The organism is Alteromonas lipotrueiana (assembly GCF_019249245.1).
GTDB classification, from domain to species: domain Bacteria; phylum Pseudomonadota; class Gammaproteobacteria; order Enterobacterales; family Alteromonadaceae; genus Alteromonas; species Alteromonas lipotrueiana.
Map to the genome: position 1 here is coordinate 91,282 of NZ_JAESDK010000008.1, position 15,725 is coordinate 107,006.

Genomic DNA, 15,725 nt, shown 5'->3' on the forward strand with positions numbered 1-15,725 from the left:
TGACAAGAATAGCAATGCAGATAACAACAGGTCGTCAAAACGATACCATGAGGTTGACTATGTCAGATGAAACGAGCAAATCGGGGAAAGAGACACGTATTTTACTTATTGGTGAATACTGTATCCAAAGCCAGTTTATACAGCGTGAGTTAGAAAAGAATCACCGGTTTAAAACAACCCGAAAGAGTATTCGACAACTGCAGGCTTCAACACCTTCGGTACCTTATTCAGTCATAATAGTGGCAAATCAATTACTAACCGAACGCGATTGTTTTGATTTCATTGTGAAGCAGGTACCTGATATCGATGTAATTGTCTATGATGTGCCTTCTGATACTACCGATTTAATGCTGTTTTATTGCCCGAATCTTAAGGGCGTGCTGCACGAAAATACATCTATAGATTATCTTAGCCGGTGTATTGAAGCGGTAGAGTCAGGCGACTTCTGGCTTCCAAGAAAAGTAATGGCAAAGATGCTGTTAGACTATAAACCCTATGCGCTTAGTCTGCAGGAAGTTAATAACAGCAGTCTGACGAAGCGTGAAAAGCAAATTTTAGAACAATTAGTGAAAGGCATGTCGAACCTGGAAATTGCAGAAATGCTTTTTGTGGCAGAAAGTACGGTCAAAACACATATTTATAAGTTGTATAAAAAGTTAAATGTATGCTGTCGCAAAGAGGCAATTCAAAAGTTCAGTCATTTACGTTCTAATAAGCTGACTGCACCGATGACTCATGTAAACGGGCAGGTCAGCCGCTTTGACAAAACCCAGTTAAATTAAACAATGATTTAAATAATGGCTTAAGTTAACTAAAAAAGAGGGAAGGGACTCCTCTATGACCGTCACTTTATTTCTGCTTTTATAGCGTGGCTGAATAACCCTGATAGGCCTGCGCAATGTACCTACATTTTCTTCGGGTCGGTAATATTCTGTACCACTGATAATTTGATAACCGGCTATTATTTGCCGATGCAAAATGACGAAAAAATCTGACCTAATAAGTCATCTGAAGTAAATTCACCGGTGATTTCTGTGAGTGCCTGATGCGCAAGACGTAATTCTTCAGCCAGTAATTCACCTGCAAGGCTATTGTTAAGCTGTTCATGGCCACTGTCGATATGCTCACCCGCTTTTGCCAATGCATCCAGATGGCGACGTCGGGCGATGAATTGCCCCTCAGTCGTCGTATCAAGCCCCATACTTACAGCCAGATGTTCACGTAGCTGGGCAACACCATCGCCTGTCTGGGCCGATAAACCTACAACAGTAATATCGCCATGCTCAGTAGTAAGTACTTGCTCACCTATAGTTTCGTGAGATAAGTCTGCTTTGTTACGTACTACTGTAGTGGGGATGTTTTGTGGTAAGCGAGCCATAAATTCAGGCCAGATTGCATAGGGGTCAATAACCTGAGTTTGAGTACTGTCGACCACAAACAACACGCGGTCAGCCTGGGCAATAGCCTGCCACGCTCGCTCAATACCAATTTGCTCTACTTTATCAAAGCTGTCGCGAAGCCCTGCAGTATCAATAATATGGACAGGCATGCCATTAATGTCGATGTGCTCTTTTAACACATCGCGGGTGGTACCCGCGACATCTGTTACTATGGCGCTGTCTTTGCCAGCCAAAGCATTAAGCAGACTCGACTTACCGGCATTAGGGCGTCCGGCAATCACTACCTGCATCCCTTCGCGAAGCAGGGTACCTTGTTTGGCTTCGGCCTGAACTTTCGCTAAAGAAGTAATAATGGCGTCTAAGTCGCCGGCAACTTTACCATCAGATAAAAAGTCGATTTCTTCATCAGGAAAATCGATAGCCGCTTCTACGTACATACGCAAATGCACAATTTGGTCTGACAAAGTACTGATGGCGTGCGAAAACTCTCCTTGCAACGAGCGTAATGCGCTGCGTGCTGCCTGCTGCGAACTGGCATCGATTAAATCAGCAATGGCTTCTGCCTGGGCTAAATCAAGCTTGTCGTTCATAAATGCCTGTTCACTAAACTCACCGGGACGGGCAAGGCGCACGCCAGGAGTCTGGAGTACCGCATCTATCAACATATCCATGACCATCTGACCACCATGGCCCTGAAACTCAAGCACATCTTCGCCGGTAAACGAGTTGGGTCCCTTAAAATAAAGAGCAATACCCTGATCGATAATTTGGCCGTGAACATCGTGAAACGCGGTGTAAGAAGCCACACGAGGCTCAAGAGGTGCCGGAACCATCGTATTGGCCACCGCCATTACTTTAGGCCCAGAGACCCGCACAATGCCTACACCGCCACGCCCGGGTGCAGTAGCCTGGGCAACAATGGTTTCGTTGAAGGAGGTTTGTTGCATAAAACTAGTCGCGAAAGTTGGTGAACTGGAAAGGCTGACCAAAATCTTCCGATTTAATCAAAGCAATAGCCTGTTGCAGGTCATCACGCTTTTTTCCGGTAATACGCAATTGATCGCCCTGAATTGAGGACTGCACTTTTAACTTGGCATCTTTTAACGCTTTAACGACTTTCTTGGCCACAGGTTGCTCAATACCTTGTTTAAACACAATGTGCTGACGGCAAGTTTTACCATGCTGATCCATAGGTTTAACTTCCAACGCTGACGTGTCCAAATTGCGTTTGGCACAGGCACCACGAAACATTGAGTCCATCTGTTGCAGCTGAAATTCAGCCTGGGCTGTCATAAGCACCGACTCATCTTTGTATTCAAAGCTGGCATCGACATCGCGAAAATCAAAGCGGGTGGCCAATTCCTTATTGGCGTTGTTGGTGGCATTGCGCACCTCTTCCATGTTTATCTCAGATACCACATCAAATGAAGGCATAGTTTTGCTCCTTAAGACAAATCAGCCCGCAAAGGCGGGCTGATGTTCAACGTTATTTAGTTTTAAGACCGCGTTTTTCCATCGAGGCATAAATAATTTTAGCCTGAATCAACGTGATGATATTACTTACCAACCAATATAATACGAGACCGGCCGGGAACCACAGGAAGAACACACTCATAGCCACTGGCATAAACTGCATTATTTTTTGCTGCATAGGGTCGGTGACGGTTGTAGGTTGCAGCTTTTGCAGTAACCACATGCTGGCACCGGTAAGTACAGGCAAGACAAAGTAGGGGTCTTTGGTAGATAAATCCGTGATCCACAATACAAAGTCGGCATGACGTAATTCCACACTTTCAAGCAGCACCCAGTAAAGCGCCAGGAAGATAGGCATTTGCAGCAGCAGCGGTAAGCAACCACCCATGGGGTTTACTTTTTCTTTTTTGTACAGCTCCATCATCGCCTGAGACATCTTTTGACGATCATCACCAAAGCGCTCTTTAAGCTGTTGCATTTTAGGCGCCAGATTACGCAAACGCGCCATCGACTCATACTGCTTTTTGGTGAGCGGGTACATAATACCTTTCACCACCACGGTGATCAGGATAATCGCTACACCCCAGTTACCCACCAGGCTATGCAAGAACTTCAGTAAGCTGAATAACGGTTGCGATATCCAAAATAAAATACCGTAATCCACCGTCAAATCCAGTCCTCGGGCCATCCCTGCCAGAATGTCCTGGTCTTTGGGGCCTATATACAGGTTAGCGCTGATAGTAGCACTGTCGCCTGCTCCAATACTGACGGGTTGGCCCTTAAAACCGAGAATCGCAAACTGGTTAGCCGACAACTTTGAGTAGATTTCATTTTTTTGATCCTGTGGCGGTACCCAGGCGGATACAAAATAATGCTCCAGCATGCCTACCCAACCTGCCACAGTCGACAGATTCAGATTGTCATCTTCGATATCATCAAAGGTGTACTTTTCATAGCTGTCATTATCGGTACCGTAAGCTGCACCACGGTAGGTTGGCATAAACATATTGCCGCCATCGGGCACCACGGTAGTTTGTTTTAACTGACCAAACTGCTGCATGCTCACGGGCGACCCGGTGTTATTTGCTACCTGATAATTAACGGTGACATTGTGCGAACCTTTTTCAAATACAAAGGTTTTGGTTACCGTCAGGCCTTCAGCGCTTTGCCACACCAACGGCACTTCCAGGGTGTCTCCGGTTAGCTCATAAGTGGTTTGCTCTGTTGCATAACGCGGACGACCCTTGCCATTGCTGTCTGGACCATTGCGACCAATCAAACCGCTTTGCGCCACATACAATCCGTTTTGCGAACGCAACATACTGTAGGTTTCTTCAGAACCCTGAGTAACCGGAAAATCCTGTAAATTGGCTGACACTACATCACCACCTAACAGGTCGATACTGATGTTTAAGGCATCGGTTTGTACCTGTACCAAACGGTTTTGATTTTGCTGCGGCGCTGCCGCCATGCCGGGTACATCACCGCTGGTGTTAGGCATATCTTCACCATTAGCATCGATACTGGCAGAAGGAATTCCGTTATCCTGCTGTTGGGCTGATTGTTCAGATTGAACTGGCTGTACGGGTTGAGGCCCATAATCTTTCTGCCACTGTTGCCACAGCAGAAAACTGACCAAAGCCAGGCCAATTAACAAAAAACTACGTTGCGATTCCATAGAGGTCTCTTTATTTTGAGTGTTTAGTGTCGTATTTTTCAGGCACCGGGTCATAACCACCCGAATGCAAAGGGTGGCATTTTATAATGCGTTTGAACGATAACCAACCGCCAATTACTAATCCATGCGTTTTTAGAGCATTAATTGCGTAAAACGAACAGGTAGGATGGAAACGGCATCGCGGCCCCAGCATCGGGGAAATACACCACTGGTATAATTTGATAAACGCCAAAGGCAAAAAAATGGCTATTTTATGCAGCGTTTGGTTAACTTTTTCCATTGCTTATCAAGCGTGGCAAACACTTCCTCATTTGAAAGTTTATCTGCACCAGTTTTGCCTACCACAATAATATCGACGTTAGGCAATTTATCTTTTCGATGACGAAAACTTTCACGAATTAACCGTTTTAAACGATTACGGTCGTGTGCTTTACGCACGCGTTTTTTCGATAAAGTTATTCCAAGCCGGGGAGCATCGAGTTGATTAGGTCTGGCAAGAAGAGTAAAGGAAGGAGATACCGCTGGTATTGCGTTTTCAAACACAAATGTAAAGTGGGAGGGAGTTAACAGACGTAACTCCCTGGAAAATTGATTTTCACCCACTTTAATATTATTTCTTTTATTAAGCAGAAAGGCGAGCGCGACCTTTTGCACGGCGTGCCGCTAGTACTTTACGACCATTTTTGGTCGCCATACGAGCACGAAAACCGTGTGAACGCTTGCGCTTTAAGTTGCTCGGTTGAAATGTTCTTTTCATGACCAAAGTCTCACTTATTTAGTTAAACACAGGCGGTATTGAAATAACGAAGAAAGCAGACAAAAAGTCTTTTACGTCGTTAGGTAACTAACACAGCCCATCCAAAAAGGATGCCGAATTCTAGAGATCTCGGGGCCTTGTGTCAATGCGTAATGACCGAATAAGCCACATTATTTGGTTATTTTTTAACTAATGGCCTGGTTCATAGCATTATTGTAAAAATCAGGCCTGATCCTGGTGTGTATAAATAGGAAGTTACCACAGTTTTATCCACAGTCTTTTTGTACAGGTAAATTGATCTGGATCTTAATAAGATATAACCATAGCTTGGATCTAAAATAAGTCAGATCCTTTGCTGTGACTTATACGCAGGCAAAGATCTCAGGTGATAGGTTCTCATAAAAACATAATAAGATCGAAGCGATCTATACAGATCCCCATTTACATTTTGTTAGTAAAATAAGATAATCCACAGCGATAAGATCTAAAAATAAATTCATCGCCTAAGCCAATCCAATGCGTTCTTTTTTGCTGTTTTCTACCACACCCATATAAATGATGTGTTTTTGCATAAATTGGCGATTTAGCGTTACCCGGAGTTTTAAGTTACATGTCGTTATGGAATCATTGTCTTGACCGCTTGCGTCAAGAATTGCCGACCCAGCAGTTTAGTATGTGGATAAGACCGCTCACGGCTGACGAAGACAGCGGTTGTATTACTTTGTTTGCTCCCAACCGCTTTGTTCTTGACTGGGTTCGGGATAAGTACCGAGACAAAATTACTGAACTGTTTGAGGAGTTTTGCGGATCTGATGCGCCTGAGCTGCGTTTAGAGGTTATCTCCCGAGTTAGTTCAACACCAGCGGCACCTTCAGTAGCCCCACGTACAACAACCGTCACGCACCCCAGAAACGTTTCCCAGAGCGCGTCTTCTGACTCGACTAACGATCAGTATCAGGCTGGCTATCAGACCCATCGTAATACTGCTGCGGTAGCCAATCATTCAGATGCTAATAATAGGTCAGCTACGGCCAGGGGCAATCAGGCTGGGGTACGTTCACCTAATGTTATACCTATTCCTGAAGGCATGAAGCATAAAAGTAATATAAACCCTAACTATCAGTTTGATAACTTTGTTGAAGGTAAATCAAACCAGTTAGCCCGGGCTGCGGCGACTCAGGTTGCCAATAACCCCGGAGGCTCCTACAACCCATTGTTTATTTATGGGGGTACGGGCCTGGGTAAAACCCACTTATTGCACGCGGTTGGCAATGGCATAGTGGCAAATAGAAAAGACGCCAAAATTGTTTATATGCATTCTGAGCGTTTTGTACAAGATATGGTGAAAGCCCTGCAAAATAACGCGATAGAAGACTTTAAGAAGTTCTATCGCTCTGTAGACGCCTTGTTAATTGATGATATTCAATTTTTTGCGAACAAAGAACGCTCTCAGGAAGAATTTTTTCATACCTTTAATGCTTTGTTAGAGGGCAACCAACAAATTATCCTCACCTCTGACCGATACCCAAAAGAAATAGACGGGGTAGAAGACCGGCTTAAATCACGTTTTGGGTGGGGGTTAACGATTGCTATTGAACCCCCCGAGCTTGAAACCCGGGTAGCAATTTTAATGCGCAAGGCAGCTGAAAATCGAATGCAATTGCCTAATGAGGTCGCATTTTTTATCGCCAAACGCTTGCGGTCAAATGTTCGGGAACTTGAAGGCGCGCTAAACAGAGTTATTGCTAATGCCAACTTCACCGGCCGACCTATTACTATTGATTTTGTTCGTGAAGCATTGCGCGATTTACTCGCGTTGCAGGAAAAGTTGGTTACCGTAGATAATATTCAAAAAACCGTCGCAGACTATTACAAAATAAAAGTGTCAGACATTCTTTCGAAGCGTCGTAGTCGAAGCGTAGCGCGCCCACGTCAGGTGGCGATGGCTTTAGCCAAAGAGCTCACTAACCACAGTTTGCCTGAGCTGGGTAATGCTTTTGGTGGGCGCGACCATACCACAGTGCTACATGCCTGCCGTAAAATAGAGCAGCTTAGAGAAGAAAGTCATGATATAAAGGAAGACTATAAAAACTTAATAAGAACATTGTCTTCTTAACTAATTCAAGTACGACGCGAGACCAAAAGCCGATGAAATTTACAATCAGCAGAGAACAGTTTTTACAGCCATTACAAATGGTTTCAGGAGCCGTAGAGCGTCGCCATACGCTTCCAATTTTATCTAATGTGTTAATTAAAGTAAGCAATGGCGCGTTATGGTTAACCGGTACTGATTTAGAATTAGAATTAGTGTCGAGCGTTACGCTAGAAGGCGACGTTATTGAAGGCGAAATTACCGTACCGGCAAAAAAACTTTTCGATATTATTCGAGGTTTATCTGAAGGCACAACGATTCAGTTTTCACTTACCGACAACAAGGCGCTATTGCGTGCGGGCAGGGGGCGTTACACCTTATCTACATTATCGGCCAACGATTATCCCAATTTAGAAGACTGGGAGAGCGAAGTTGAATTTGAACTCAGCTGTGGTGAATTGAAAAAGCTCATCGACAGTACGCATTTTTCAATGGCCCAACAAGATGTACGGTATTACCTGAACGGGCTTTCATTAGAAACTGAAGAAAATTTAGTGCGTTCTGTGGCCACTGACGGTCATCGACTGGCATTGTGCCGTCTTGATTATACCCAGTCTGCGTTACCTGCGCGGCAGGTTATTATTCCGCGTAAAGGTGTTTTAGAAATATCGCGTTTAATCGGCGACGACGATCAATTATTACGTGTGCAAATTGGTGAAAATCATATTCGTTTACAAGGCACAGGGTTCATATTCACCAGCAAATTAGTCGATGGTCGTTTTCCAGATTATCGACGTGTATTACCCCGCGATGGAAATAAAACAGTGTTGGCGAGTAAAGCTGTTTTAAAAGAAGCATTTTCTCGTGCGGCTATTTTGTCTAATGAAAAGTTTCGAGGCGTTCGACTAAACCTGGCCTCTGGCGAATTAAAAATTACTGCAAATAACCCAGAGCAGGAAGAAGCTGAAGAAATGGTCGATGTCGACTATCAGGGCGAGGAATTAGAAATCGGCTTTAACGTTGCCTATCTCATTGATGTGTTAAACTCGCTGTCAGCCGAGCAGGTTAAGTTGACGCTGTCTGATTCTAATTCAAGTGCACTTATAGAAGATGCTGCTGACGATGCCGCGCTATATGTCATCATGCCTATGCGTCTTTAATCTATTTTTTTAAGAGGCGACGGTTTAGGTCGCCTTTTCTTTACTTCAGTTTACTAATTCTAGGTCACCTTTTATCTTGCATAGGCTGTTATGAAACTGGAAACGATCCAGCTTTCTCACTTTCGAAACATTTCCTCGGCCGAGCTAAGGCCCTCTCAAAGCTTGTCTGTGATCACCGGCAAAAATGGAAGTGGTAAATCGTCTCTATTAGAAGCGATATTTTATCTGGGATTTGGGCGTTCATTTCGCACCTCTAAACATCGGTCAGTGATACAACATAATGAAGATGCTTTTAGTGTGTTTGCGAAGGGGACAGATGAAGATTACCGGCCGTTTAAAATAGGTATTGAAAGAAAAGACACAGACCAGTTCACTTGTGCTATCAATGGTAAGCATTCCCATCGATTGGCAGATTTGGTGAGTCTTATACCCGTTCAGTTATTCACGCCTCAAAGTACAGACTTAGTTATTGGCTCACCGTCAGAGCGTAGAAGATTTATTGATTGGGGATTGTTCCACGTGGAACAATCCTTCCATAGTCTATTTGCGACGTATTCAAAATTACTCAAACAGCGCAATGCTTTATTAAAACAGCAAGTGTCGCTCACAAGCTCAGAGTCTCGTTATTGGCAGGAACAGCTGGTAGTGACGGGAGAAAAGCTCGATTTGATGCGTAAGGACTATATGGAAGCATTAAAACCCCTATTTAAAGTGATATCTAGCGAATTTTTACCTGAGTTTTCGCTCGAAATTTCGTATTATAAGGGGTGGGAAAAAGATGCATCGTTATCTGAGGCATTAGAGAAAAAATACGAATACGATAGCAGGGTTGGACACACTTCATCAGGCCCTCACAAAGCGGATATCCGATTTAAGGTAAATGGAATAAACGCACAAGAAATTCTTTCGAGAGGACAGTTGCGAATGGCAGTAGCCGCATTGCAGCTTTCTCAAACCGCCCTGTTTTCTAAACAGACAAACCGTAAAAGCATTTTCTTATTAGATGATGTAGGAGCGGAGCTTGATATTGATAAAAGGGAAAGGTTTATCGATGGGTTACTCGGAATGGACACACAAATATTTGTAAGTGCAATAGAGTCCGAGCAGCTCGAATTTGTAGATAAATACAATGATAAAAAGATGTTTCACGTGGAACATGGCCGCGTGTCAGAGGAGTAAAAGCTAATTATGTCAGAGCAAAATAACTACGACTCATCCAGCATTAAAGTATTAAAAGGCTTAGATGCGGTTCGCAAACGTCCTGGAATGTACATTGGTGATACAGACGACGGAACCGGTCTGCACCATATGGTATTTGAGGTCGTCGATAACTCAATTGATGAAGCATTAGCGGGCTATTGCTCAGAGATTGTTGTACAGATTCATACAGATGGTTCGGTATCAGTTTCAGATAATGGCCGAGGCATACCTACTGAAATTCACGAAGAAGAAGGGGTGTCGGCAGCAGAGGTGATCATGACCGTGCTACACGCCGGCGGAAAGTTCGATGACAACTCTTATAAAGTTTCTGGTGGTCTACATGGAGTGGGCGTCTCGGTAGTTAATGCACTTTCAAGTAAATTAAAGCTACGAATTCGACGTGCTGGAAAATCTTACGAGCAAGAATATCAACACGGTGTACCTCAGGCACCTTTAGAGCCAGTGGGAGAAACTGACAAGTCGGGCACAACAGTTCGATTCTGGCCAAGTCACGACACATTCACTAATACCGAATTTCATTATGAAATACTGGCTAAGCGTTTACGCGAGCTTTCGTTCCTAAATTCAGGGGTGGCTATTCGTCTTAAAGATGAGCGTGATGGTAAAGAAGTTTTATTCAAATACGAAGGTGGTATACGCGCTTTTGTTGAATATCTAAACCAGAAAAAAACACCGATTCATGATCAGGTATTTCACTTTACGATGGAGCGTGAAGAAGACGGTATTGCGGTTGAAGTTGCAATGCAGTGGAACGACAGCTTCCAGGAAAACATTTTCTGCTTTACTAATAACATTCCTCAACGCGATGGCGGAACGCACTTGGCTGGTTTCAGAGGTGCACTAACACGTACTTTGAATACCTACCTGGAGAAAGAGGGCTTTAACAAAAAGAATAAAACTACAGCCACCGGCGATGATGCACGTGAAGGTTTGACGGCTGTAGTTTCGGTCAAGGTTCCGGATCCTAAGTTTTCTTCACAAACCAAAGAAAAGCTGGTGTCTTCAGAAGTTCGTCCGGCTGTTGAGTCGACAATGAATGAGAAGTTGTCAGAATTTTTGTTAGAAAACCCGACTGTGAGCAAAACCATTGCATCAAAAATTATTGATGCAGCACGTGCGCGTGAAGCCGCTCGAAAAGCTCGCGATATGACACGCCGTAAAGGTGCGTTAGATTTAGCTGGTTTGCCAGGAAAATTAGCCGATTGTCAGGAAAAAGATCCTGCCTTGTCTGAGCTTTACATTGTGGAGGGTGACTCTGCAGGCGGCTCGGCTAAGCAAGGCCGGAACCGGAAAAATCAGGCTATTTTGCCTTTAAAAGGTAAAATACTTAATGTTGAAAAAGCCCGTTTTGATAAGATGCTTTCTTCACAAGAAGTGGCAACACTTATTACAGCACTTGGCTGTGGGATAGGCCGTGACGAGTACAACCCTGACAAACTGCGTTATCATCGCATTATAATCATGACCGATGCAGACGTGGATGGTTCGCATATTCGTACACTGTTGCTGACTTTTTTCTATCGTCAAATGCCCGAAATTATCGAACGAGGCTATGTCTACATTGCTCAGCCGCCCTTGTACAAAGTTAAGAAGGGTAAGCAGGAACAATATCTGAAAGATGATGATGCCTTAACCGCATACCTGACTAATATTGCGCTAGATGGTACCGCGCTATACACCAATGAAGACGCTCCGGGTATTTCGGGTGTGGGCCTTGAAAATCTGGTTAAGCAGTATCAAAGCGTTGAAAAAATGATTGAGCGTTTATATCGCCTGATGCCACCTGCCATTTTATATCGCTTTATTTATTCACCTACACTGAATGTCGCCGATCTTAAAGACAAATCAATATTAGACTCGGTGGCTGATAAGTTTGTAAGTAGTCTAAATGATAAAGAGAATGATGGCGCGACATACCGGTATGAGATTAAGCGAGACGAAGAGCTAAGCGAGTTTTATATCTCAATTATTATGCGTATGCATGGTATTGACTATGAATATAAAATTGGTCATGACTTTATCGAATCCACAGAATATACCCGTATTCGTGACTTGAACGAGTCTATTAATGGAATGATGGGCGACACCGCTTATGTCCAGCGTGGCGAGCGTCGCAAGCCTATTGATTCGTTTAAGGCCGCCATTGAGTGGTTAATGGGTGAAGCTAAGAAAGGGCAATACATTCAGCGCTATAAAGGGCTGGGCGAGATGAATCCGGGCCAGTTGTGGGAAACCACGATGGATCCTGAAGGTCGCCGTATGTTGCAGGTTACAATTGAAGATGCCGTTGCCTGTGACCAATTGTTCACGACATTGATGGGCGACCAGGTAGAGCCCAGACGTGAATTTATTGAAGCAAATGCGCTTAAGGTTGAAAACCTGGACGTGTAGTTTGTCAAATAGCCTTAGCGTTACAAAATAGCTGTTGTAAACGCTAAGAGTTATCAGGTTCACAGAATAAAAAGCCATACTCTTGAGTATGGCTTTTTTGTTTGCCACACGGTAATTGATAACAATACGAAATTTTTGAATGCCTTAATGTAACGGTGTGCTTAAACAATGCAGAGGAAGCTCAACAGCTATTGATTCTTGGCAACATCTCCATTCCACTTTCTTATTTGGTAATACATGAAATAACAGCTGCTGAAAAAATTTACCGTGAAAAGGAAGCGATTACTAATAAGATTAAACGACATATTTTGCGAAGTTTAGCCTATGTCAGTTATGGACTCGATAGGTTAGATGTCAATGCTCTCAAGTCCTATCTGGTTATGCTAAAGCAACATGAAAATGGCGGGTATGAGTTTGACCCTGGATTGGTATTGTCTGCAGGTGAGCTATCGTATGCCAGTATCTGGAAAGAGCAACTCATTAGCTATATAGACGATAAAAGCGCTGAAAAATATCTCGATCCCATCGGTCATCGTGATTTCCCAGGTGTCGCTTTACGCAACTATGAGCTTACTCTGGCTATTGAGTATCCTGGCTTTGGTTCGTTAATAGTGAAGAGTAATAATTTAAAAAAAAACAGGCGACTATTTTGAAAAGAAACCACCTTGCGTAGAAGCAGTCATTGATGCAATACCCCGGCTTTAACACAGCAGCATTATTACTTAGTATTTGATGACTATTAGTAGAAAGTAAAACTCAAACAAACCGCATTGGGTAAGGGGAGCTGTTAAAAACCTGAAATCTTGAGTATGCAACAGATTTTTAAATCTATAGGCAAGGTTGTTAGTATGCGGCGCGACTGAAGATCAATTTTTATACGCCTATGCACGAGCGCTTATAAAACCGCCCACGAAGCGGCTTTTTAACGATAAGATATACACTAAGATAAGCGTCATTTAACGCTTTTTCAAAGTCACTGAAAGCTTCAATTCATCAGCATCAGTTTTCTCAAATAGGAACCGATACGTACCTGTGGTATTGGGAGTAAACTGAAGATTCTTTACCTGTTCACCACATTTGAGCGCTACCGATTCAGATACTGATACCTGCAGCCCCTGGTAGCTCGCTCCGCAGGTTTGAGCTGGTGTCCACACGCTGTCAGCCACTTTAAAGTCGTAAGGTTGACCGTCGGCAATTAATTCGATATCAGTGTACCAGCCATTACTGCCATCTGTTAATTGGTATGGTGCAGTCGCCTCCCACCAGTTAAATACGCCTCGTAAATACAGACTCGACATCTCTACCTGTGGGGTAGACGAGATGCCAGGTAACTTGTTCACGATACTATTGGATGAGCAGCCTGTGAGGAAAGCGGCTATGAAGATAGATGCGAGTTTTTTCAAAACGGTATCCTCGGAAAAAAATGCCCAACAAAAATGCCGGGCATAGTCAGTAAATAGTTATTACGTAAATTGGCTGATTAAGATTTCGCCAACAGTGAAATGTCAGCAGTCTTCAAAAACAGGCTACGTAACAGCAATAATAACCCCAGGCGATTTGTACGAATTTTTTCGTCTTCGGCCATTACCATTACATTATCAAAGAAGGTATCTACAGGTTCGCGCAAGGTGGCTAAAGCACTTAATACTTCTCGATAATCATGTCGTGCCGCAGACTGGGTGACGGTTTCTTTCACATCCATCAGCGCATGATAAAGCACTTTTTCAGCTTCATCGTTTAACAGGCTTTCATCAATTTGAGGCTCGCCTGATACGCCTTGTTTGGCAAGAATGTTTGCGACACGTTTGTTGGCTGCGGCCAGCGCTTCGGCTTCATCACGTTGCTTAAACTCAGCGACCGCAGCTATACGGGCAGTATAATCAGCCGGGCGCGTAGGGCGGCGAGCAGAAACTGCCTGAATAACGTCAGTACTAACACCCTGGTCCTGTAACAACGAAACAAAGCGTCCCAGTACAAAATCGATGACCTGCTGTTGTGTATCAGCATTAGACAGCTTGCCAGCATATACCGAAATAGCTTTATCGACCAAATCAGTCAAATCAAGACTATAGTTATTCTCACTAATAATTCTTAATACGCCAATAGCAGCTCGGCGAAGCGCGAAGGGGTCTTTGTCGCCTTTAGGAAGCTGACTGATACCAAAGATACCCACTAATGTATCGAGCTTATCAGCCAGCGACACAGCCGCACTGACCGGATGCGAAGGTAAGGTGTCGCCGGCAAATCTCGGTTTGTACTGTTCGTACAAAGCCTTGGCGATAGACTCTGGCTCTTGATCGTTTTGCGCATAGTACATGCCCATAACGCCCTGAACTTCAGGAAATTCCATCACCATCTCAGTCATAAGGTCAGTTTTTGATAACAAACCTGCTCGACTAGCATGTTCTTGGTTTGCATCAATTTTTCCAGCAATGTAACCAGCCAGAGAACTTATACGCTGTGATTTTTCTTCCAGAGTACCCAGTTGTTTTTGAAACAATACTGATGACAGGCTAGGCAAACGACTTTCAAGAGTGTGCTTTTTATCGGTATTAAAAAAGAACTCAGCATCGGCCAATCGAGGGCGAATTACTTTTTCATTACCACTGATAATAAGGGACGGATCGTGACTATCTATATTGCTGACAAAAAGAAAGGTATTGGCCAATGAGCCGTCACGATTAAGCAGCGGCACATACTTCTGATCATCTTTCATCGTATAGATAAGCGCTTCTTTAGGAACGTCTAAAAAGCTGTCATCGAACGAGGCTGTTAATACAACCGGCCACTCTACTAAAGAAGCGATTTCCTCTAATAGTGAAGTATCATAATCGGGAGTAAGTTCAAGATCGCCAGCGGTTTGTTCAAGACGATTTTTTATTACTTCAGCACGTTCACTGAAGTCTGCCATAACGTATTGCTTTTTAAGCGCCTGAGCATAGTTGTCAGCGTGATCTAACTCAAACTGTCCATCACCATGGAAACGGTGGCCCAAAACCAAACGATCGCTATTCAAGCCTAGTGCGGTAACCGGTATAACCTGACCGCCATACAGCACTGTCAGGGTGTGAACAGGGCGAATAAATTGCGTGTTATAGTTACCCCAGCGCATGGGCTTAGGTATAGGCAACTTAGATAAAGCCTGATTTAACAGGCTTTCAAGCAATGCCGCTACGGGTTGACCGGGTATGTGTGCATGGTGCAGTAACCACTCGCCTTTATCCGTAACCATGCGCTGAGCATCGGCTACGTCAATTCCGTTGCCACGCGCCCAACCTAACGCGGCTTTAGTCGGCTCGTTGTGGTCATCGAATGCAGCACTAATAGCAGGGCCCCGCTTTTCTACGGTCGTATCTTCCTGCGATTCTGCTAATGCTGAAACATAGATAGCCAGGCGGCGGGGGGCTGCAAACCAGCTAACCGACTCAAATGCCAGTTGAGCGCCCTCCAAAGCTAGCTGAAACTGGTCAGCAAAGCTTTGCCCAAGCTGTTTAAGTGACTTGGGGGGCAGCTCTTCGGTACCCAGTTCAATCAGTAAATTTTCTGTGCGCAC

General features: G+C 44.0%; 14 protein-coding genes. 6 read left to right on the forward strand and 8 right to left on the reverse strand.

Translation table 11 applies throughout. The features are described from left to right. Positions 1-14 precede the first annotated feature (14 nt). On the forward strand, positions 15-782 hold the full coding sequence (locus JK130_RS07435) for a helix-turn-helix transcriptional regulator (protein WP_218353689.1): 768 nt from the start codon (positions 15-17) through the stop codon (positions 780-782). A gap of 179 nt (positions 783-961) precedes the next feature. Here JK130_RS07435 and mnmE read toward each other — a convergent pair whose 3' ends face one another. Genes mnmE through rpmH form a run of 6 tightly spaced genes read right to left on the reverse strand, consistent with a single transcriptional unit; the run spans position 962 to position 5,308 of the window. Next, positions 962-2,347, reverse strand: a complete 1,386-nt coding sequence (gene mnmE, locus JK130_RS07440; protein WP_218353690.1) for a tRNA uridine-5-carboxymethylaminomethyl(34) synthesis GTPase MnmE — start codon at positions 2,345-2,347, stop codon at positions 962-964. 4 nt (positions 2,348-2,351) lie between these two features. Next, a complete protein-coding gene (locus JK130_RS07445) occupies positions 2,352-2,834 on the reverse strand; it encodes a YajQ family cyclic di-GMP-binding protein (RefSeq protein WP_218353691.1) in 483 nt (160 codons plus the stop codon). A 52-nt stretch (positions 2,835-2,886) separates the two neighbouring features. Then, a complete protein-coding gene (yidC, locus tag JK130_RS07450; protein ID WP_218353692.1) occupies positions 2,887-4,551 on the reverse strand; it encodes a membrane protein insertase YidC in 1,665 nt (554 codons plus the stop codon). Between the two features lie 10 nt (positions 4,552-4,561). Then, positions 4,562-4,831, reverse strand: coding sequence for a membrane protein insertion efficiency factor YidD (yidD, locus tag JK130_RS07455; protein ID WP_218353693.1), 270 nt, complete (start codon positions 4,829-4,831; stop codon positions 4,562-4,564). Beyond that, positions 4,798-5,154: a ribonuclease P protein component gene (gene rnpA / locus JK130_RS07460; RefSeq protein WP_218353694.1), complete on the reverse strand. Its 357-nt coding sequence runs from the start codon at positions 5,152-5,154 to the stop codon at positions 4,798-4,800. The genes yidD and rnpA overlap by 34 nt, the downstream gene beginning before the upstream one ends. A 19-nt stretch (positions 5,155-5,173) precedes the next feature. Next, the gene (rpmH, locus tag JK130_RS07465) at positions 5,174-5,308 is read right to left on the reverse strand and encodes a 50S ribosomal protein L34 (protein ID WP_014290886.1); all 135 of its coding nucleotides are present in this window, start codon (positions 5,306-5,308) and stop codon (positions 5,174-5,176) included. Positions 5,309-5,918: 610 nt separating this feature from the next. Here rpmH and dnaA point away from each other — a divergent pair. The 5 genes from dnaA to JK130_RS07490 all read left to right on the forward strand — a co-directional run bounded on the left by dnaA (position 5,919) and on the right by JK130_RS07490 (position 12,825). Then, positions 5,919-7,424, forward strand: a complete 1,506-nt coding sequence (dnaA, locus tag JK130_RS07470) for a chromosomal replication initiator protein DnaA (RefSeq protein ID WP_218353695.1) — start codon at positions 5,919-5,921, stop codon at positions 7,422-7,424. 32 nt (positions 7,425-7,456) lie between these two features. After that, positions 7,457-8,560, forward strand: coding sequence for a DNA polymerase III subunit beta (dnaN, locus tag JK130_RS07475; protein WP_218353696.1), 1,104 nt, complete (start codon positions 7,457-7,459; stop codon positions 8,558-8,560). A 90-nt stretch (positions 8,561-8,650) separates the two neighbouring features. Continuing rightward, positions 8,651-9,739 carry a DNA replication/repair protein RecF gene (gene recF, locus JK130_RS07480; RefSeq protein WP_218353697.1) on the forward strand — a complete coding sequence of 363 codons (1,089 nt, stop codon included), beginning with the start codon at positions 8,651-8,653 and terminating at the stop codon, positions 9,737-9,739. A gap of 9 nt (positions 9,740-9,748) precedes the next feature. Further along, positions 9,749-12,172 (forward strand): DNA topoisomerase (ATP-hydrolyzing) subunit B, encoded by a 2,424-nt coding sequence (gene gyrB, locus JK130_RS07485; protein ID WP_218353698.1) that lies wholly within the window; start codon positions 9,749-9,751, stop codon positions 12,170-12,172. A gap of 191 nt (positions 12,173-12,363) precedes the next feature. Further along, positions 12,364-12,825, forward strand: coding sequence for a hypothetical protein (locus tag JK130_RS07490; protein WP_218353699.1), 462 nt, complete (start codon positions 12,364-12,366; stop codon positions 12,823-12,825). A 303-nt stretch (positions 12,826-13,128) separates the two neighbouring features. On the opposite strand, the gene JK130_RS07495 is transcribed toward JK130_RS07490, so the two are convergent. Both JK130_RS07495 and glyS read right to left on the reverse strand, forming a co-directional pair. Then, positions 13,129-13,575: an early set domain-containing protein gene (locus JK130_RS07495; RefSeq protein ID WP_218353700.1), complete on the reverse strand. Its 447-nt coding sequence runs from the start codon at positions 13,573-13,575 to the stop codon at positions 13,129-13,131. 77 nt (positions 13,576-13,652) lie between these two features. Next, positions 13,653-15,725 carry a glycine--tRNA ligase subunit beta gene (glyS, locus tag JK130_RS07500; RefSeq protein WP_218353701.1) on the reverse strand — a complete coding sequence of 691 codons (2,073 nt, stop codon included), beginning with the start codon at positions 15,723-15,725 and terminating at the stop codon, positions 13,653-13,655.

What these genes read in the sequence shown, in the direction of transcription:
- gyrB (WP_218353698.1), top strand. Translation starts at nt 9,749, where the DNA reads ATGTCAGAGCAAAATAACTACGACTCATCCAGCATTAAAGTATTAAAA.
- dnaN (WP_218353696.1), top strand. Translation starts at nt 7,457, where the DNA reads ATGAAATTTACAATCAGCAGAGAACAGTTTTTACAGCCATTACAAATG.
- yidD (WP_218353693.1), bottom strand. Translation starts at nt 4,831, where the DNA reads ATGGAAAAAGTTAACCAAACGCTGCATAAAATAGCCATTTTTTTGCCT.
- mnmE (WP_218353690.1), bottom strand. Translation starts at nt 2,347, where the DNA reads ATGCAACAAACCTCCTTCAACGAAACCATTGTTGCCCAGGCTACTGCA.
- rpmH (WP_014290886.1), bottom strand. Translation starts at nt 5,308, where the DNA reads ATGAAAAGAACATTTCAACCGAGCAACTTAAAGCGCAAGCGTTCACAC.
- dnaA (WP_218353695.1), top strand. Translation starts at nt 5,919, where the DNA reads ATGTCGTTATGGAATCATTGTCTTGACCGCTTGCGTCAAGAATTGCCG.
- yidC (WP_218353692.1), bottom strand. Translation starts at nt 4,551, where the DNA reads ATGGAATCGCAACGTAGTTTTTTGTTAATTGGCCTGGCTTTGGTCAGT.
- JK130_RS07435 (WP_218353689.1), top strand. Translation starts at nt 15, where the DNA reads ATGCAGATAACAACAGGTCGTCAAAACGATACCATGAGGTTGACTATG.
- recF (WP_218353697.1), top strand. Translation starts at nt 8,651, where the DNA reads ATGAAACTGGAAACGATCCAGCTTTCTCACTTTCGAAACATTTCCTCG.
- JK130_RS07445 (WP_218353691.1), bottom strand. Translation starts at nt 2,834, where the DNA reads ATGCCTTCATTTGATGTGGTATCTGAGATAAACATGGAAGAGGTGCGC.